Here is a 19666-nt window from a genome sequence, read left to right on the forward strand (position 1 = left end):
TCAGCGGCTGTGTCCGCGGGGGATGCGGAACGTGTCCGCGCGGGCTGCGGCCCAGTCGGCGGCCCAGTCAGCGGGGGCGTCGCCGAGGAGCTCGCCGGGTTCGAGCCAGTCGTAGAGGCGGGCGTACGACCACGACTCGGACGGGGAGAGGTTGCGGCGCAGCATCGTCGGTTCGAGCTCGCTGGGTTCGGCGGCGCCCATCGAAGCCATGATGCGCATCGCCTCGGCGACGGTGCCGTCGTGGTAGTTGCGCACCCGATCGGCCTTGTCGGGGACGTAGATCGCCCGCGCCCGCCGGGGGTCCTGGGTGGCGACGCCGACGGGGCACTTGCCGGTGTTGCAGGCCTGGGCCTGGATGCAGCCGACGGCCATCATCATCGCGCGGGCGGAGTTCGTGAAGTCCGCGCCCTGAATGAGGCGTTTGATGATGTCGGATCCGCTCGCGACCTTGCCCGAGGCGCCGATCTTGATCTCGCTGCGCAGCCCTGCGCCGACGAGGGCGTTGTGGACGATCATGAGGCCCTGGGTGAGCGGGAGGCCGACGTTGTCCTCGAACTCGAGCGGTGCCGCACCCGTGCCGCCCTCGGAGCCGTCGACGATGATGAAGTCCGGGGTGATCCCGGTTTCGATCATCGCCTTGCAGATCGCTAAGAACTCCGTGCGCGAACCGACGCAGAGTTTGAATCCGGCGGGCTTGCCGCCGGAGAGCTCGCGCATCTTCGCGATGAACTGGAGGAGTTCGATCGGGGTCGAGAACACCTTGTGGTTCGGTGGGCTGATGCAGTCCTTGCCGACGGGGACGTCGCGGATCTTCGCGATCTCCTCGGTGACCTTCGCCGCCGGCAGCACCCCGCCGATGCCGGGCTTCGCGCCCTGGGAGAGCTTGAGGGAGACCATCTTGACCTGCGGGTCGCGTGACTTCTCGGCGAACTTGTCCGGGTCGAAGTCGCCTTCGGGGGTGCGGGCGCCGAAGTAGCCGGTGCCGAGCTCCCAGATGAGGTCGCCGCCGAATTCGCGGTGGTAGGGCGAGATCGATCCCTCGCCTGTGTCCTGGGCGAAGCCGCCCATCGCGGCGCCCTTGTTCAGAGCCCGGACGGCGTTGTCGCTGAGCGAGCCGAAGCTCATCGCGGAGACGTTGAGCAGCGAGATGTCGTACGGCTGCGTGCAGTCCTTGCCGCCGACGGTGATCCGAGGAGGCGCGGGGGAGTTGGGGATCGGCGCGGTCGAGTGCATGAGCGCTTCGTAGCCGGTGCGGGAGACGTCGCGTTCGGTGCCGAAGGCCTGCTCGGAGTGGATGCCCTTCGCGCGTTCGTAGATCGTCGTGCGGGTGTCCCGGTTGAAGGGCCGGCCGTCCCAGTTGCGTTCGATGAAGTACTGCTGGATCTCCGGGCGGATGGACTCGAGGAGGAAGCGGGCGTGGCCGGCGATGGGGTAGTTGCGCAGGATCGCGTGCTTCTTCTGCGTCAGGTCCCAGGCGGCGAGTGCGCCGAGTCCGACCGCCGAGGCGGCAGCGGCGATGCGCGCAACGCGCTGTCCTGTCGTCTCGCCGGTGACCAAGCGAACTATGGGGAGCTGACCTGCCATTGCGTCTCCTTGGATTGCGCGGGGTTCTCTCGTGCACGTGCCGGCGGTTCCGTACGGCGGCGGTTCCGTTCGTCGGCGAACTCTGTTCGTCGTCGGCGGGACCGACCGCAGCGACAGCGGTGGTCGAATGCGGCCGAATGATCGCAGCCGGCTGTTGTGCTCGCATCCGAGCCTAGACCGCCGAGGCGGTGATTTCAGGAAAGGTCGCCCTGAGTTCACGTGAACTGGGGGAATTCACGGGTGCCGCCCGGTTCGCGGTGGGGAAGGTCGGTTGTTGTTGCTCTGGTTGTTGTGGAGTGCGGGGCGTTGGGCCTAGGGCTTCGAGTGAGCGGGGTGGGGTGGTCCGCGGGACGGCGGTCTGACGGGAATCGCGGTTGCGGACTGACAGGAATCACGGGTCCCGACTGCGGGAGGGAGAGCTCTCATGCTCGTCACCTGCGGCGATACTCCAGCAGCGGAATATTTGCCGAATGAATGAATTCAGATCGAAAGAAAGATCGAATAAATTGGGAACAGACTATTGTGAAGATCACATTCAAGGAGTAAGATCAGACCAACAACACAGACGTTGGCAGGCGGATCAGGAGTCATGACACTCACCCCGGACAGGCAGCACCCAGGCGACGACAGTCGTGCCTCGGGGCCGCGCAGGGGGAAGGGTGCGCCAGGTCGAGGCTCGCGCCGAGCGAATCACGCGGACGACCGGCCGCCGACGTTCGAGCAGCCGTCGATGTTCGACCAACTCAGGGATGCCGGCTTCGATCTCACCGGCCACAGCCTCGCGGACCGGTTCGAGGAGATCCCCGCCGTTCCCGACGGCCTGCTTGACGAGGAGCCCGCGGAGGTTGCCGACGAGGCACCGACTGAGGTGCCTTTCTGGAGCGAACTGCCTGCCGGACCCGAGGGTGGCGAGCTGTCTGACAGGCCCGCGTGTGGCGGAGTGTCTGCGGGCACCGCTCGCGACGAATGGTCGACAGGTGAAGCTTCGACCGGCGAGGGCGATAGCGCAGAATCAGGATGGGTAGGATCAGGTCATACGGGGACGGAAGCGTCTGGAACGAGACCGGCTGGAACGACTCCGCCCGAGGCAGACGACGCGGAAACCGGGACGATGCCGGACACCAGGCGCCTGAGTCGGCACTCGATGATCAGTGACGAGGAATGGTCGGCGCTCTCGCGCTTCGCCCCTGAGGTGCTCGACGGCATCACCGGGCTGACGACGCTCAACGAGGAGCTGCGCACCTTCGAGCGGCCGATGGGTCCGGAAGAGGCCGTCATGCTCACCGACGCCCTCGAGGCGCTCGACCGCGTCAATCGGTCGCTGTTCGCTGTGACCCTGGCCGTCTTCGAACGTGTCGGCACCCCGACTGACTTCGGCGCGAAGACGACGAAGTCGCTCATCCAGAACCGTCTCGGTCTCACCGGAGCGGAAGCGAATCGTCGCACCGAACTCGCGAAGAACTTCGGCGGTCGGGTCGACATCACCGGGCAGGCGATGCCGCCGCTCAATCCCACGGTCGCGAACGGACTGCACGGTGGGATGCTCTCCGAAGGGCAGGCATCGGTCATCGCCGAGTGCATGAAGCGCCTGCCGACCTGGGTCAGCGCCGAACTCCGTGCGGAGACCGAGGCGAAGCTCGTCAGCGAAGCGCGCAAGGTGCGAGTGTCGGACATCAGGGAGATCTTCCAGCGGATGCTCGACATCATCGACCCCGACGGCAAAGAACCATCGGAGTCACGAGACCGCGACGACTACTGCGTACACCTCAAGGCTCGGCGCAATGGCGATTGGGATCTGTCCGGCCGGCTCGACCCGATCACCGGCGGCCTCCTCAACGGACTCCTCACCTCGAGGATCGAGTCGTGTCGCGCGAAGGATGCGAAGTCCCGCGGCGCCGGGTCGCAAGCGAACGACGCGGGACGAGCCGGCGGTGCGGTGTCGAATGCTGCTGCCGCGGCTGACGGTTCCAGCGCAGCAAACGGCTCTACGGAACCGGACGGCTCGGCAGCAGCAGGCAGAGTCTCTGCGGCCGACGATCTCGCGGCAGCAGACGGAGCCTCGGCGACCAGCGATCTCGCGGCCGCAGACGACGCCGACGCGTTCGAGGTCTTCGACGCGGTGCTCTCGGGACAGCGCTTCGACGCCCCGATGTTCGCTCAGGACGGCAGTGGTGCCGCCCTCGACGGACGCGGGCAGCCGATCGAGGGCACCGCCGCCTACGGAGTCCACGAGGACGGGACCCAGGTGAACACCGTCGACGCTCAGCCCTCGGCGAGGCGGTGGATGTACGAACGCTTCGCCTCCCTCGTCGGCAAGATCGAGATGACACGGCCCAACTCGGGTGCACGCTACTCCCTCGTGGTCACGGCCAAGGCCGAAGACCTCGCCGCAAGCACGGGAACGGGGAAGACCGGCACAGAGAACCCGGTGCCCATGCAGGAACTCACCTCATCGGGCCTCAACGGGCGCGTGTTCTTCCACCTCATGAGCGACCAGGCGAAGACAGTCCAGGTCGCGACCGAGAGGCGATTCGCCGACGAGAAGCAGACAGCCGTCATCACGGCCCGTGACCAGGGATGCACGTTCCCCGGGTGCGATTCCCCACCAGGGTGGTGCGAAGTCCACCATGTCGTACCGTGGGTGGACGAGGGCCGCACCGACATCAACAACCTCACGCTCGCCTGCGGTGCCCACCATCACCTCATCGACCACTCCGACTGGCACGCGATCATGCTCATCGACGGACGACCAGCCTGGGTGCCCCCTGCCTCGATCGATCCCGAGCGAAAACCCATCCTGCACGCGCGATTCATCGCCCAGCAGATCATCGACACGCTCTTCGACCCGTGATCGCCGCGGCAGCGGGTGCTGTTCCCGACTCGCCCTGCGGACCGGTTTGAGTCCGCCGCCGCTCGAGGCATACCGTGAGCCTCATGACCGATGGCGAGCCGAACGCGACGAGCGACCGGCGCACCGTCGTCGCAGTCTTCCTTGCCGGAGTCGCGGTCTTCCTCGTCCTCTACGAGACCCAGGGACTCATCCCCGCGATCCGTGACGCCTACTCGATCGACGCCCCCACCGCCAGTCTCACCGTCTCGGCGACGAACGTGGCCATGGCCTGCTTCCTCATCCCCTTCTCCCTGCTCGCCTCCCGCATCGGGCATGCACGCCAGATCGCCGCCGGCGTCATCGTCGCGGCCGTCCTAGCGCTCATCCTCCCGTTCATGCCGAGCGCCGAACTCCTCATCGCCGTCCGCTTCCTCCAGGGCATCGCGATCGCCTCGGTGCCGGCCACGGCCATGGCCTACCTCTCCCTGCGCCTCTCCCCGTCCGCGCTGCCCGGGGCGATCGGCGTCTACATCGCCGGGAACACGATCGGCGGACTGAGCTCCCGACTGCTCACGGGACTCGCCGCCGAAGTCCTCGGCTGGCACGGCGGCCTCGCGTTCACCGCGGCCGTCTCCCTCGCCCTCGGACTCATCGTCGTCTGGCTGCTGCGCCGTGACCTCACCGCCACCGCCCCGAAACGCCGTGTCGCACACGAGGGACAGCCTCGGCGATCACCCATCCCCCTGGGCCACGGACTATGGGCGATCTACCTCACCGGCTTCCTCTGCATGATCGTCTTCGGTGGATCCTTCACCATGCTCGGCTCCCGACTCCAGCGCGACCCCTGGCAGCTCAGCGAAGGCGCCGTCGCCCTCTTCTTCCTCATCTACCTCGTCGGCACCGTCGTCACGACCTACTACGGCCGCCTCGCGCTGCGCTTCACCCGCACCCGGCTCACCCTCATCGGCATGGTCGTCGCCGTCATCGGCGCCGTCCTCACCCTGGTCAACTCCCTGCCCGTCATCGTCATCGGCATGTCGCTGCTCACCGGCGGATTCTTCCTCGGGCACACCGGTGCCTCAGCCGCGGCGAGCACCGCCCGCCCGGGAGTCGACACGACCCGCTCTGCCGCCATCTACCTCACCGTCTACTACCTCGGCACGAGCCTCGGCGCATGGCTGTCCGCGGTCCTCTTCACCGACTACGCGTGGCCGGGCGTCGTCGTCATGTGCGTGATCTCCCTCGCCGCAGTCGTCGTCCTAGTAGGGTTCACTCAACGCCACCGATCATCACCGTCCTGAGGAGCACCGATGCCCCACGCCGCACACCGAACCGTCGTCTGGGAGACCCGCGACGGCGTCGCCCACGTCGAGATCGACCGTGCCGAGAAGCTCAACTCCCTGACCCATGAGGTGTTCGAGGACCTCGTCGAGGCGGGACTGACGCTGGCCGAGGACCCGGAGGTCCGCGCCGTGGTCCTCTCCGGTCGGGGCCGTGCCTTCAGCGCTGGCCTCGACCTGTCCGAGATGGCCCGGATCGCCGAGGCGGGGGCCGGAGGCGTCGATGTCGGGGACCGCCTCGGTGCGGCTCGGGCGCTTGCCCAGAAAGCCGTGCACGTGTGGTCGCTCGTCGAGGTGCCCGTCATCGCCGCTGTCCTCGGCCCAGCGCTCGGCGGCGGCATGCAGATCGCCCTCGGCGCCGACATCCGTGTGGCCGCCCCGGACTCGCAGTTCTCCCTCATGGAGATCAAGTGGGGCATCATCCCCGATATGTGCGGCACCCAGCTGCTGCCGCGGCTCGTCGGGCCCGGAATGGCGAAGAAGCTCATCGTCACCGGAGAGGCGATCGGCGGTGTCGAAGCCCAGCGGATCGGCCTAGTCGAAGAGCTCGCCGACGACCCGGTCACCCGGGCCCTCGAGCTTGCCGCGGAGATCGCGGCGAAGTCCCGCACCTCACTCGTCTGGTCGAAGCGCCTCGTCGACCTCTCGTATGCCGAACCGCTCGAGGTCGGCCTCGACGCCGAACAGGAGGCGCTGTCCGAACTCCTCGGCTCGGATGAGCAACGCCGCGTCGTCGAAAGTCGGCTCGCCGAACTGCGCGCCCGCCGCTGACAATCGCGCGGACGCCGACAACCTGGCAGACGCTGACAGCTGAGCGACATCAACGGTTGGGCGGCGCTGGCCGCTGACGGCTGGGCGACGCCGCCGTACTCAGCGCTCCTGATGCTCCGGATGCTCGGGGCGGATGACCTCGATGGTCCGCTCACCGCTCGTCACTGCGGCCGCCGAGCCGAGCTGTGCGAGCTCACTGAGCAGGACGAACGTCGGACGCATGAGCATGAGGTCGCCGGCCGCCTCGGAGGCGAGGATCGAGGTCACCGGCAGCCATTCGCTCGTATGCGCCTCGGTGGTGAGGTGGCGGGGCGCGTCCGCCTCCTCGGCGGAGACGATGTAGAAGTACGTGTCGAAGCGCTTCGGCTGGCCCAGCGGAGTCACCCAGTTCGCCCACGGTCGCAGCAGGGACGGGTTGAGGACGGCCCCGGTCTCCTCGGCCACCTCACGTACGGCTGCAGCCAGCAGGACACGCCAGCCGGCGTCCGCCTCGGCGATCGTCGACTCCTTCCACGCGTCGACGTGGACGTCGGGGTCGGCGACCTCGATGCCGTTCGCCGCCTCGGAGTCGACCGGATCGACGCGACCGCCGGGGAAGACGACGGCGCCGGCGGCGAAGTCCATCGTCGAGACCCGGTGCTGGACGAAGACCTCGAGCCCCTCGTCGCCGTCGCGGAGCATGATCACGCTCACGGCGGGGCGGATGGGAACGGTGGTCGGATCGACGCTCATCGTGGCGGCACCTTCGGTCGAGGGACATGTGGTCTGGCCTCCATTATCGCGCCCGCCTGACTTCGGCAGCGATCCGGGGAACAGTCCGAAGTCCCCCACGAGTCCCGGCCGAGAGCGCAAGAAGGAGGCGATCGATCGCCGAAGCGGAGGTCCCGCACCAGGTGTGGCCGGGCGCGATACGATGAGGACGGACAGCGGCAGAGCATCCGGCGAGGACCGGAGGGACGAAAGCGAGCGGCGTGGAGATCTATCCCCTCTTCACCGTCGACCACGGTTGGCCGAACTGGCTGATCGTCATCCTGGTCTTGGTCGATCTCCTCATCCGCATCGTCGCGCTCGGCTGGATTCCGCACAATCGCCGACCGTCCGTCGCCCTGGGCTGGCTGCTCGCGATCTTCCTCATCCCCTACGTCGGTCTGCTCGTCTTCCTCCTTCTCGGGTCCTCGAAGCTGCCCAAGCGGCGGCGCGACAAGCAGACGCTGATCAACGACATCATCCGCGAGGAGTCGAACGACCAGGCGATCATCGGCGACCACAGCCACCTGTCGGAGCCGCTGCTCACCTCGGCCCTGCTCAACTTCGACCTCGGCGCCCTGCCGATGACGCACGGCAACGAATTCGCCCTCCACACCGACAACCACGAGTGCATGAACGCGATGGCCGACGCCATCGACGCCTCCCACGACTACGTCCACTTCGAGTTCTACATCGTCGCGATCGACGGCACGACGAGGCGGCTCTTCGAGTCCCTGCTTGCCGCGCATGCCCGCGGGGTGCGGGTGAGGATCCTCATCGACCACCTCGGGTCGATCGGCTATCCGGGTTACTCGGAGCTGGTCAAGAGACTCGACTCATCCGGTGTGCCGTGGCGCAGGGCCCTGCCCATCCGCCCGTGGAGAGGCGAATACCAGCGTCCTGACCTGCGCAATCACCGCAAGATCCTCGTCGTCGACGGCACTGTGGCGTTCACCGGTTCGCAGAACATCATCGACCGCTCGTACAACAAGCGCCGCAACCTGCGGAAGGGCTTCCAGTGGAAGGACCTCATGCTCGAGTGCACGGGTCCCGTCGTCGACGAGCTCGATGCGGTGTTCACCACCGACTGGTACTCGGAGACGGATGAGCTCTTCGACGAGGCGGCCCGCCTCGAACTCAGAGCACCGCAGCGCGGGGGAGCGATGGCTCAGGTCGTGCCCTCGGGCCCCGGCTTCGAGGACGAGAACAACCTGCGGCTGTTCAACCACCTCATCTACAACGCGAACCGCACGGTCGTCGTGTGCTCGCCCTACTTCGTCCCCGATGAGTCGCTGCTCCATGCGCTGACGACCGAGTCGCGTTCGGGCGTCGACGTGCGCCTCTACGTCGGGGAGACAAGCGACCACTGGCTCACCCACCGGGCCCAGCAGTCGTACTACGACGAACTCGTCCGGGCAGGCGTGCGGATCTTCATGTACCACGCCCCGACCGTGCTCCACTCGAAGTTCCTGCTCATCGACGACGACGTCTCGATCGTCGGGTCCTCGAACATGGACGAGCGGTCGTTCGCGATGAACATGGAGGTGACGATGTTCATCGTCGACGAGGAGTTCACGGAGCGGATGTACGCGCTCGAGGCCGAGGAGTACGCGCCGAACTCCGTCGAACTCGATGCCGAATCCTGGCGGAACCGACCGTTGCGGAAGAAGTACATCGAGAACGTCGCGAGGCTCACGAGCTCGCTGCTCTAGAGGCTGCGTCGCGGGGGTTCGCCCGACGGCGCAGGTGCCGGCCCGGACAGTGCGGCAACCGGTCTGATGGCGCTGCAAAGGCTGGAGTGCCGCCGGGCGACGCCGCGGCCGGGCGACGCTGCTCGTCCGCTGTGAACGAGGTCCCCGCAGACAACAGCGGCCGTCCCGATCGGGACGGCCGCTGTCAGGTTCGGCCCGCTCAGCCGCAGGAGTCCTGCGGCTCGATCACAGGAGTCGTGCGGGGGCGCGGTGTCTCAGTTCGTCGCCGAGGTGGTCGGTCCTTCGTCCTCGATCGACCGTGACGGGTCGGTGATGACGTCCTGGGCCTTCTTGGGTGCCGGAGTCGGCTTCGGGGCGGGCTTCGGCGTCGAAGCGGCAGGCTTCGCATCGGCCGGTTTCGACTCGGGTGCTTTAGCCGCAGGCGCCTTCGCATCGGCGGGCTTCACAGTCGAGTCAGCGGGCTTGGCATCGGAGGCCTTCGCGGCGGTCGGCTTCGAGTCGGTTGTCTTCGCAGCGGCGGGCTTCTGCGCGGAGGCGCCAGACCCGGTTGCCGCCGAGGTGCGCGCCCCGGAGGTCGATTCGGGCACTGTGCTCGATGCGGCGGCACCGGCCGAAGTCGCGGACGAACCGGACCTGGGGTTCGACCCTGACGTCGAACCGGACGCCGAACCCGACGCGTCAGAGGTGCCTGCGTCCTCGTCGCCGTCGAGTTCCTGTGCCGCGGCGGTGACCTTGTCGGTCGCCGACTGCACCGCGTCGGCGACGGCCGGAGCCTTCTCGCGGATCGACTGGTTGGCCTTGTCGACGGTCTCCTGGACCTTCGGGTCGGTCCACAGCTCCTGCAGCTGTGCCTTGAGCTTCTCGTAGCTCTGACGGCCGGTGCGCGAGCCGAGGATGTACCCGACTCCCAGTCCGGCCAGGAGAATCAATCGCTTCTTCATGGTCGTGCTCTCCTCTGCTGCGTCGACTGCTGTGAGGGACGGAATGTGTCCTGGACCACCAGCCTATACCGAGATTCTGGACGAACGATGATGCTCGCGGGACCGGTTCCCCTCACATCGGTCGAACCGCGTCACGGCAAGTCTCCTGACCGCTATCGCCCGCGTGTCGGCGACGCTCTGCGAAGCAGCAGCGACACCCGAACACCGCCGGCGCCACCGCGAACGGGGTCGCTGACGCCCCGAGCACCGCCGGCGCCCCGAACACCACCGGCACCGCGAGCACCGGCGGCGACGCCGCTCAGAGGCTCGGCTGCTGCTGCGTGATGCAGTGGATGCCGCCGCCGCGGGCGTAGAGCTCGCGGGCGTCGACGCCGACGACCGTGCGACCCGGGTAGACGGTCTCGAGGATCGCCTTCGCCTCGGCGTCCATCGGATCGTCGAACGTGCACGCGATGACCCCGCCGTTCGTCACGAGATGGTTGACGTAGGAGTAGTCGACCCAGCCCTCTTCGTCCTCGAGGACCTCCGGTGCCGGAATCGGGACGACCTCGAAGGGCTTGCCCTCGGCGGTCGTCTCGTTCGCGAACAGCTCCTTGACCTCCTGGCTGAGCGCATAGTCGGGATGGTCTGGATTGCGCTGGTCGTGGACGAGGACGACGCCCGGGCTCGGCATCGTCGCGACGATGTCGACATGCCCCCGGGTGCCGAAGGTCTGATTGTCCCGGTGCAGGCCGCGGTCGAGCCAGATGACCTTCTTCGCCCCGATCGTGCGCGCGAACTCGGCCTCGACGTCCGCCTCGGTGAGGCCGGGGTTGCGCCCCGGATCGAGCTGGACGCTGCGGGTCGCGAGCACCGTGCCCTGCCCGTCGACGTGGATGCCGCCGCCTTCGTTGCGCAGCGACGAGGAGATCACGGGCACCTCGGCGCGGTCGGCGACGAAGCGGCCGATGTGCTCGTCGTTGTCCCACTTCGCCCACTCCTGCGCGCCCCAGCCGTTGAACACCCAGTCGACGGCGGCGAGCCGGCCCTCGTCGTCGACGACGAAGCTCGGCCCGATGTCGCGCATCCACGCATCGTCGAGTTCCGCGGTGACGATCTCGATGTCCTCGCCGAGGTGGCGGCGGGCATGGTCGACCTGCGACGGGGAGACGACGACGGTGACCGGGGTGAACCGGTTCGCCGCCTTCGCCACGGCCGCCCAGGTGGTCCGTGCCGCCTCGGCGTCCTCCTCCGAGGTGCCCAGGGCGTAGCCGGAGGACGGGAACGCCATCCAGATGCGGTCGTGTGCGGCGGTCTCGGCCGGCATGTGGAACGTCATCGTCTGCCCCTTCGATGGTGCTGGGATCCCAGGCGGGGATCGGTGCTGGTTGTGCTCCCGAGTGTAACGAGCCGCGACGGCGCGGGCGCAACTGATTTCGCACCGCAGGCAGGCGGTGACCTTCCGTATAGTCTGACGGAGGACAGGCGACGTTCGGGTCGATGGAGACGGACGGTACGCCCACGCAGTTCGCGCCGAAGGGAGTCGCACGTGGATCAGGGGAGCACAGCAGGGGCCGAGGAGCTCTTCGCCAGAAGCGGGACCGGACCGCTGTCAGGGATCCTCGTCGCCGATTTCTCCCGTGTCCTCGCCGGCCCCTACGCGACGATGATGCTCGCCGACCTCGGTGCCACGGTCATCAAGGTCGAGGGCCGGACCGGGGACGACACCCGCCACTGGGCCCCGCCTCGGCGAGGGGACGATACGACGTACTTCCTCACGGCCAACCGGAACAAGCACTCCGTCGTCCTCGACTTCAAGGATCCGGAGGATCTCGCGCTCGCCCAGGAGCTCGCCCGCCGCGCCGACGTCCTCGTCGAGAACTTCAAGGCCGGGGGACTGGCCAAGTACGGCCTCGACTACGAGACCGTGCGCGAGTCGAACCCGAGCATCGTCTACGCCTCCGTCACCGGGTTCGGCCGCGACAATCCGCAGCCCGGCTACGACCTGCTCATCCAGGGGCTCTCGGGCTTCATGAGCGTCACCGGCACCGAGGAGTCGGGTCCGGTCAAGGCCGGCGTCGCGATCGTCGACGTGTTCACCGGCCTGCACACCACGGTCGGGATCCTCGCCGCCCTCGTCCACCGGGCGGAGACGGGCGTCGGCCAGCTCGTCGAGACGAACCTGCTGTCCTCGGCGCTCTCGGGGCTGGCGAACCAGACCTCGGCCTACGTCGCCGGCGGCGTGACGCCGCGGGCGATGGGCAATGCCCACCCGAGCCTCTACCCGTACCAGCCGATGCCGACGAAGCAGGGCCAGATCATCATCGCCATCGGCAACGACACCCAGTTCGCCCTCCTCGCCGAGGTGCTCGGCCACCCCGAATGGGCCGCCGACGACCGTTTCGCCCAGGCCGCGAACCGCAACGTCAACCGTGCCGAACTCGAGCCCTACCTCGTCGCGGCACTCGCGCAGAGGACGAACCAGGAGTGGTTCGAGGCGCTCTCGGCCGCCGGACTGCCGTGCGCCCCGATCAACACGATCGCCGAAGGCGTCGACCTCGCGGCCCGTCTCGGCCTCGATCCCGTCGCTGAGGCGGGCACCGGGGACCGGGTGATCCCCACGGTGAGCAACCCGATCCGCCTCTCCGAGACCCCGCCGAGCTACGACCTTGCCCCGCCCGCACTGGGGCAGAGCACGGACCTCGTCAAGGACTGGCTGCGCAGCTGAAGCGGGACTGAAGCTGGGCTCAGATGGGCGCTGAAACCGTTTTGAGGCGGGGCTGAAGGGAGGCCGAGGCTGTGCTGAAGCGAGGCTGAAGCGGGCGCTGAATCCGCATTCTCATGCGGAATCAGCGGTGCGGATCCGGCGGACTCCAGTAGCCTAGAGCCTGTGTGATTCCTGAACAGGTGTCTGCCCACGGGTGACTCCCGGCCAGGTGACTCCCCGGACTCGGGGCGATCGCACGGACCCACCGTTGCCCACCTGGAACTGAGATGGACGAGAAGACGACCCCGGCGAAACGGCCGAACCCCGTGCTCAAACGCACGATCATGGTCATCGCCATGGCGATCACGGGTTTCCACCTGTTCGCGACATTCCTCTGGATCGCTCCGTCGTCGACCCTGCGCGAAGTCATCCCCGGCGACCTGCTCTCGAAGTACATGATCCCGATGTGGGGGCAGTCGTGGAGCGTGTTCGCACCCGAGCCGATCAACGGCGACTACTACTTCGACGTCCGTGCCGTCGTCTCGACGCCCGAAGGCGGGGAGAGGACGACCGACTGGGTCCGTGCCACCGACGTCGAGATCGACCACTCGAAGTACAAGCTCTTCCCGCCGCGATCGGCCGGCCTGGGCATCGGCGTCGCCTCCGATCTCAAGGGCTCGTGGGAGGACCTCAGCGACGACCACAAGGCGATCGTCGCGCTCGACTACTTCAAGGGCGACGACTCCGTCGACCGCCTCGAATCCAAGCTCGCGGAGTTCGACGACCCCGACGGCGCGGTCGCCGGCTATCTCGAGGACGAGCAGGTGGCGACCCGGTACGCGACGCAGGTGGCGCTCGCCGTCTGGGGCGATGACGTCCAGCGGGTGCAGTACCAGGCGGCTCGGCAGAACGTCGTCCCCTTCGCCCAGCGCAACGACAAGGACGCCGAACGCCCGGCGATCCAGCCCGTCCCCGTCGGCTGGAGGGCACTGTCCTTCGCCGAGAACCAGTCGAACGAGGAGTTCGCCGAATACTTCTGCTCCTCCGACACAGTGAGGTGCGTCGATGAGCAGTGACGACAGGCGCGAGACTCAGCCCGCCGAGGAGGCCGTGTCGTCCCAGCCGCCGCAGGGATCCGAAAGCAGCGTCTCCGCCGAAGCGACCCAGCCCGCCGAGGGGAATGCGCCCGCCGAGGCGACTCAACCCGCCGAGGCGGCAGCGCCGACGCTGACGGCGACGACCGACCACGCTGACCGCGCCGAGGCGACCGAAGCCGCACGTGCCGACGTCCCGACCGATGGGGGCTCGCTCGTCTCCCGGGCGATCGCGAATCTCGGCCGCGGCTGGGATTGGCTCGAGGAGATGCTCACCGGTCGCTACCATGCGACCTACGGCCTGGCCGTGACCCGTATCCTCATGGGGGTCGCGGGCCTCGGCCTGCTGCTGACGAACTTCGCGGCCCGCAACTACGCGTTCGGGGTGGGAGCGGCCTGGAACGGCGAGATCGCGGCACCGAAGAGCGACTTCCCGAACATCTGGCTGTTCTCGCTCTTCCATCGGGCGGTGACCAATCCGCCGCTCTACACCGCGCTCATCGTCGTGCTCGGGATCCTCGCGATCACCGTCATCCTCGGCTGGCGCACGCGCATCATCCTGCCCTTCTACCTCATCCTCTGGGTGAGCTTCATCGAGCTCAACGACAGCGCCGGCGACCAGGGCGACAACGCCTACCGGATGTTCCTCATCGCCCTCCTCTTCGCCGACACGACCCGCAGGTGGTCACTCGATGCCCGGCGTCGCCGGAAGCGCAATCCAGCCTTTCCGGAGACTGACGGCGGGGAGTTCCGCTGGATCCTCATCATGGCCAACAACCTGGCGATCGTCGTCCTCGCCTTCCAGGTGTGCGCGATCTACATGTCCGGCGGTCTCTACAAGGCCGGCGGCACCGCGTGGCAGCACGGCTTCGCCGTGTACAACCCCCTGCAGACCCAGCAGTTCGGCACCTGGCCGGTCCTCTCCGACCTCGTCACGGCCTGGGGCCCCGGCGTCGTCGTCATCTCGTGGGGTTCGATCCTCTTCCAGGTCGCGTTCCCGTTCATGCTCTTCAACCGGTGGACCCGCGTCGTGGCCCTCATCGGGATCCTCTCCTTCCACCTCGGCATCGCCCTGCTCATGGGCCTGCCGTGGTTCTCGCTGACGATGATCGCCGTCGACGCGATCTTCATCAAGGACCGCAGCTTCGAAAGGTTCGGGGCGTTCCTCCGGCGCTGGTGGACCTCGACCCGCGGGGCACCCCAACGCCCTGACGCCGCGCCGACGGCCGACCGCGCCACCGACTGAGCCGCCACGGCGCTCTTAGTGGAGGATCCGATGCGACAACGGGCTCGATTTCGCATCGGATCCTCCACCGAAGGGCACCTGCCGCCCAAACGTGGAGGCACCTGCCGCCCGGACAGGGAGACACCCTCCGTCCGGACATGCGGAAGGAGGGGCGACCGTGATGGTCGCCCCTCCTTCTTTCGAGCCGAGTCAAGGCCTCACTGCTTGGCCTGGAGCTCCAGACCCGTGGTGTCGGCGTGCTCGGGCATCGTGACGAGCACCGTGTCGCCGTCCTGGATGTCGCCGGCGAGCAGCTTCCGCGCCAGCTTGTCCCCGATCTCGCGCTGCACGAGGCGGCGCAGCGGCCTTGCACCGTACGCCGGATCGTAGCCTTCGAGCGCGAGCCAGTCCTTGGCCTCCTGTGTGACGTCGAGGGTGATCCGACGATCGGCGAGGCGCTTGTCCATGCTCTTGATCTGCAGGTCGACGATCGAGGTGAGCTCGTCGTTGCTCAGCGCGTCGAAGAGCACGATGTCGTCGAGGCGGTTGAGGAACTCCGGCTTGAACGCCGAGGCCACGACGTCCATGACCGCATCCTTCTGCTCCTGCGCGGTCATCGCCTGATCGACGAGGAACTGCGAACCGAGGTTCGAGGTGAGGATGAGGATCGTGTTCCGGAAGTCGACCGTGCGACCCTGACCGTCGGTGAGACGGCCGTCGTCGAGGACCTGGAGGAGGATGTCGAAGACGCTCGGATGCGCCTTCTCCACCTCGTCGAGGAGGACGACGGAGTACGGCCGACGGCGGACCGCCTCGGTGAGCTGACCGCCCTCGTCGTAGCCGACGTAGCCCGGAGGGGCACCGACGAGGCGGGAGACCGTGTGCTTCTCCCCGTACTCGCTCATGTCGATGCGGATGAGAGCCTTCTCATCGTCGAAGAGGAAGTCGGCGAGCGACTTCGCCAGCTCCGTCTTGCCGACACCGGTCGGTCCGAGGAAGAGGAACGAACCGGTGGGACGATCGGGGTCGGACACGCCTGCCCGCGAGCGGCGGATGGCGTCGGAGACCGCAGCCACGGCGTCCTTCTGCCCGATGAGGCGCTTGCCCAGTTCGTTCTCGGCGCCGAGGAGCTTCTCGACCTCGCCCTGCATGAGACGTCCGGCGGGGATGCCCGTCCACGACGCCACCACCTCGGCGATGTCGTTGGCCGTGACCTTGTCGCTGACCATCGGATCGGAGGTCTGACCCGCGTCGGCTTCGGCCTCTTCGGCCTCGGCCTCGGCGATCTCCTTCTGCACCGCGGGGATCTCCCCGTAGAGCAGACGGGAGGCGGTCTCGAGGTCGGTGTCGCGCTGGGCCTTCTCGGCCTGCGAACGCAGCTCATCGAGCTTCGTCTTGAGCTCACCGACCCGGTTGAGGCCGGCCCGCTGGGACTCCCACGTCGCCTCGAGAGTGCGCAGCTGCTCCTCCTTGTCGGCGAGGTCGGCGCGCAGATTGCTCAGGCGCTCCTGGGACGCGGAGTCAGTCTCCTTCGACAGGGCCATGTCCTCCATCTTCAGGCGGTCGACGCCGCGACGCAGCTCGTCGATCTCGACCGGGGCCGAGTCGATCTCCATGCGCAGCCGTGATGCCGCCTCGTCGACCAGGTCGATCGCCTTGTCCGGGAGCTGACGGCCGGTGATGTACCGGTTCGACAGACCCGCGGCGGCGACGAGGGCGCCGTCGTTGATCGAGACCTTGTGATGGGCTTCGTAGCGCTCCTTGAGGCCGCGGAGGATCGCGATCGTGTCCTCGACGCTCGGCTCCCCGACGAACACCTGCTGGAAGCGGCGTTCGAGCGCGGGATCCTTCTCGATGTTCTCCCGGTACTCGTCGAGCGTCGTCGCGCCGATGAGCCGCAGCTCACCGCGGGCGAGCATCGGCTTGAGCATGTTCCCGGCGTCCATCGAGGAGTCCCCGCCGGCGCCTGCACCGACGATCGTGTGGAGCTCGTCGATGAAGGTGATGATCTGCCCGTCGGCGTTCTTGATCTCCTCGAGCACGGCCTTGAGGCGCTCCTCGAACTCGCCGCGGTACTTCGCGCCGGCCACCATGGCCGAGAGGTCGAGGCTGATGAGCGTCTTGTCCCGCAGGGACTCGGGCACGTCGCCGGCGACGATGCGCTGGGCGAGGCCCTCGACGACGGCGGTCTTGCCGACGCCGGGCTCGCCGATGAGCACGGGGTTGTTCTTCGTCCGCCGCGAGAGCACCTGGATGACCCGGCGCACCTCCTTGTCGCGGCCGATGACGGGATCGAGCTTGCCGTCGCGGGCGGCGGCGGTGAGGTCGATGCCGAACTTCTCCAGCGACTGCATCGTGTCCTCGGGGTTCTCCGAGGTGACCTTCTTGCCTCCGCGCAGCTCGGGCAGGGCGGCGAGCAGCGCATCGCGGCTCGCGCCGTTGGCGCGCAGGGCGTCACCGGAGCCGTCGTGCATCGCCGCGGCGGCGAGCAGGAGGTGTTCGGTGGAGACGAACTGGTCGCCGAGCGCCGTCATCTCCTCCTGGGCGAGGTTCATCATCTCGAGCCCGGCCCGGGACAGGCTCGGCTGTGAGACGGAGGACCCGCTGACGGTGGGGAAGCCGCCGATGACGGCGTCGACGGCGGTGAGCACCGACTGGCGGTCGGCGCCGACCTTGGCCAGCAGGTTCGAGGCCAGCGAATCGGGCTGCTCGAGCAGGGCCGCGACGAGGTGGGCGGGTTCGATCTGGTTGTTGTGGCGTGCGACGACGTCGTTGACCGCCGCCTGCAGCGCCTCTCGTGACTTGGTCGTCATCTGTGCGTCCATGCGCATCTCCTTGTGATTGGTGTGTGACTGCTTCTCTTCGGTTCAACGCCTCCAAAGTTGAGTCTATTCCACTCAACTTTGACATTCTGCGGAAATCTCAGGGCTGCATCACCGCCTGCAGGTCGAAGCGCCGGAGCACCCTGTCGGCGATCTCCGGGTCGGTGCCGCGTTCGTTGCGGGCCTTGAGCACTTCCGTCCGGGCGGCCTGCATCGCCTTCTTCTGCACGGCGATGAGCTTTCCGCGGTTCTCCTTGAACGCCGCCGCCTGTTCGGCGCTCGCCTGATCGTCAGGAGTGCCCAGCAGCTGAGTGCGCAGGGATTTGAATCTCGCCCGCAGCGCCTCGGTGACCTCGTCGGGAAGGGTGTCGTCGGCCTTGATCTGGGCCAGGGCCGCGGCATAGGCGCGCTTGGCGATCTGCGCGGTCTGCGCCCGTTCCCGCTCCTCCTCGTCGTCGATGCCGAGCCAGCCGACGACGGTGGGGAAGCTCAGCCCGGCGAACACCAGCGTGATCAGGAGGACGACGGCAGCGGCGACGACCATGTAGGTGCGCCCCGGGAACGGCTCCCCGGTGGCGGTGACCTGCGGGATCGACAGCGCCAAGGCGATCGTGGCCAGCCCGCGCATCCCGCCCCAGGTCATGAGCACGGCGTCGCGGACGGACAGCGGCGCCGCATCCGGGTCCTCGCGCCCGCGCGTGGCCACGAGCGCGGTGCCCAGGAGCAGCCACGCGAAGCGCACGAGGACGATCACGCCCGCGATCGCGAGCCCGATGAGCACGGCCTGACCGAGGTCGCCGCTCTCCCTCTCCGCGATGAGACGCAGGTCGAGGCCGATGAGCCCGAAGGCGATGCCGGTGATGAGCATCTCGAGGACCTGCCATGTCGAAGCCTGGGTGACACGTTCGGCGGAGTTGCCCTCGACGTCGCGCCTGCGCACTTCGAGGGCGGCGACGACGACGGCGATGACTCCGCTGGCGTGGAAGTGCTCGGCGAGCAGGTAGACGCCGAAGGGCAGGACGAGCATGAGCGAGGAGCGGGCGATCGTGTGGTCAATGCGCGACATCACCCACCACACCACGGCGACGACGGCGAAGCCGATCGCGATCGCGACGACGGCGGAGAGGAGGAAGGCGAGGATGAGCTCACCGAAGTCGACCTCGGTGCCGGCCAGGGCCGCGGCCATCGCGGTCTGGAAGATGACGAGGGAGGCGGCGTCGTTGAACAGCCCCTCGCTCTGCAGGGAGGACATGATCCGCCGAGGAATCGAGACGGTGCCCGCGACCGCGTCGACGGCGACGGGGTCGGGTGGGGCGAGCATCGCGCCCAGGGCGATGGCCGCGGCGATCGTGATACCGGGGATGAGGAGGAGCGCGGAGCCGGCGACCGCGGCCACCGTGACCCCGACGAGGGCCACGGCCATGCCGAGGATCGAGCGCCAACGGATCGCGAACAGCGCCCACGAGGTCTTCTGCGCCGCGGCGAAGAGGAGGGGCGGGAGGAAGAGGGGGAGGATGAGATCGGGTTCGATCGTCACCTCGGCGAAGGTGGGGATGAAGGCACCCACGATGCCGATGACGACCATGAGCGCCGGCCACGGCAGTCGGACCTTCTGACCGATGCCCACGACGATGCTCGTGGCAGCGCCGAAGCCGATGACCATGAGCAATGTCGTCATCGGGGACTCCTGAGGCAGCGCGGCTGGGGCAAGGAAGGTTACGACTGAGGCAATTGTATTCTCCGGATGCGCTGCTGTGGGGGTGAATTTCCGGGCCCTCCCGCCGGGACCCACGGTCCCGTCGGTTACAGTTGCCTTAGGCAAGGCAGTGTTCCGTGTGCAGCGCGGACTCCCCCTGACCGAAGCCTGTTCGGCCGGATGCGAAGCGCCGCTAAGGGGGATGCGCTGCACCCGCA

13 protein-coding genes are annotated in these 19666 nt (G+C 67.8%); 7 read left to right on the forward strand and 6 right to left on the reverse strand.

Annotated features, from left to right (window positions below):
• Positions 1-1584, reverse strand: coding sequence for an FMN-binding glutamate synthase family protein (locus AAHA49_RS11790; protein ID WP_342038435.1), 1584 nt, complete (start codon positions 1582-1584; stop codon positions 1-3).
• Positions 1585-2728: 1144 nt separating this feature from the next.
• Here AAHA49_RS11790 and AAHA49_RS11795 point away from each other — a divergent pair.
• The 3 genes from AAHA49_RS11795 (at position 2729) to AAHA49_RS11805 (ending at position 6525) form a co-directional block, all read left to right on the forward strand.
• Positions 2729-4435, forward strand: a complete 1707-nt coding sequence (locus AAHA49_RS11795) for an HNH endonuclease signature motif containing protein (RefSeq protein ID WP_342038436.1) — start codon at positions 2729-2731, stop codon at positions 4433-4435.
• Between the two features lie 83 nt (positions 4436-4518).
• On the forward strand, positions 4519-5715 hold the full coding sequence (locus AAHA49_RS11800) for an MFS transporter (RefSeq protein ID WP_342038437.1): 1197 nt from the start codon (positions 4519-4521) through the stop codon (positions 5713-5715).
• 9 nt (positions 5716-5724) lie between these two features.
• Entirely contained in the window at positions 5725-6525 is an 801-nt protein-coding gene (locus tag AAHA49_RS11805; RefSeq protein WP_342038438.1) for an enoyl-CoA hydratase-related protein, read from the forward strand.
• 99 nt (positions 6526-6624) lie between these two features.
• Here AAHA49_RS11805 and AAHA49_RS11810 read toward each other — a convergent pair whose 3' ends face one another.
• Positions 6625-7257, reverse strand: coding sequence for an NUDIX hydrolase (locus AAHA49_RS11810; protein ID WP_342038439.1), 633 nt, complete (start codon positions 7255-7257; stop codon positions 6625-6627).
• Positions 7258-7496: 239 nt separating this feature from the next.
• On the opposite strand from AAHA49_RS11810, the gene cls reads away from it, so the two are divergent.
• Positions 7497-8984, forward strand: a complete 1488-nt coding sequence (cls, locus tag AAHA49_RS11815; protein ID WP_342038440.1) for a cardiolipin synthase — start codon at positions 7497-7499, stop codon at positions 8982-8984.
• Positions 8985-9238: 254 nt separating this feature from the next.
• Here cls and AAHA49_RS11820 read toward each other — a convergent pair whose 3' ends face one another.
• Positions 9239-9925, reverse strand: a complete 687-nt coding sequence (locus AAHA49_RS11820; RefSeq protein ID WP_342038441.1) for a hypothetical protein — start codon at positions 9923-9925, stop codon at positions 9239-9241.
• A 298-nt stretch (positions 9926-10223) separates the two neighbouring features.
• Positions 10224-11243 (reverse strand): agmatine deiminase family protein, encoded by a 1020-nt coding sequence (locus AAHA49_RS11825; RefSeq protein WP_342038442.1) that lies wholly within the window; start codon positions 11241-11243, stop codon positions 10224-10226.
• A 210-nt stretch (positions 11244-11453) separates the two neighbouring features.
• On the opposite strand from AAHA49_RS11825, the gene AAHA49_RS11830 reads away from it, so the two are divergent.
• The 3 genes from AAHA49_RS11830 (at position 11454) to AAHA49_RS11840 (ending at position 14951) form a co-directional block, all read left to right on the forward strand.
• On the forward strand, positions 11454-12632 hold the full coding sequence (locus AAHA49_RS11830; protein ID WP_342038443.1) for a CaiB/BaiF CoA transferase family protein: 1179 nt from the start codon (positions 11454-11456) through the stop codon (positions 12630-12632).
• A 266-nt stretch (positions 12633-12898) separates the two neighbouring features.
• Positions 12899-13687, forward strand: coding sequence for a DUF5819 family protein (locus AAHA49_RS11835; RefSeq protein ID WP_342038444.1), 789 nt, complete (start codon positions 12899-12901; stop codon positions 13685-13687).
• The gene (locus AAHA49_RS11840; protein ID WP_342038445.1) at positions 13677-14951 is read left to right on the forward strand and encodes an HTTM domain-containing protein; all 1275 of its coding nucleotides are present in this window, start codon (positions 13677-13679) and stop codon (positions 14949-14951) included. Before AAHA49_RS11835 ends, AAHA49_RS11840 begins: the two co-directional genes overlap by 11 nt.
• A 197-nt stretch (positions 14952-15148) precedes the next feature.
• Here the strand turns inward: AAHA49_RS11840 and clpB are convergent, their stop codons facing one another.
• Positions 15149-17755, reverse strand: coding sequence for an ATP-dependent chaperone ClpB (gene clpB, locus AAHA49_RS11845; RefSeq protein WP_339391271.1), 2607 nt, complete (start codon positions 17753-17755; stop codon positions 15149-15151).
• Between the two features lie 97 nt (positions 17756-17852).
• On the reverse strand, positions 17853-19430 hold the full coding sequence (locus AAHA49_RS11850; protein ID WP_342038446.1) for a Na+/H+ antiporter: 1578 nt from the start codon (positions 19428-19430) through the stop codon (positions 17853-17855).
• Positions 19431-19666: the final 236 nt, after the last annotated feature.

It is taken from the genome of Brevibacterium ammoniilyticum (genome assembly GCF_038429965.1).
Taxonomy (GTDB): Bacteria; Actinomycetota; Actinomycetes; order Actinomycetales; family Brevibacteriaceae; genus Brevibacterium; species Brevibacterium ammoniilyticum.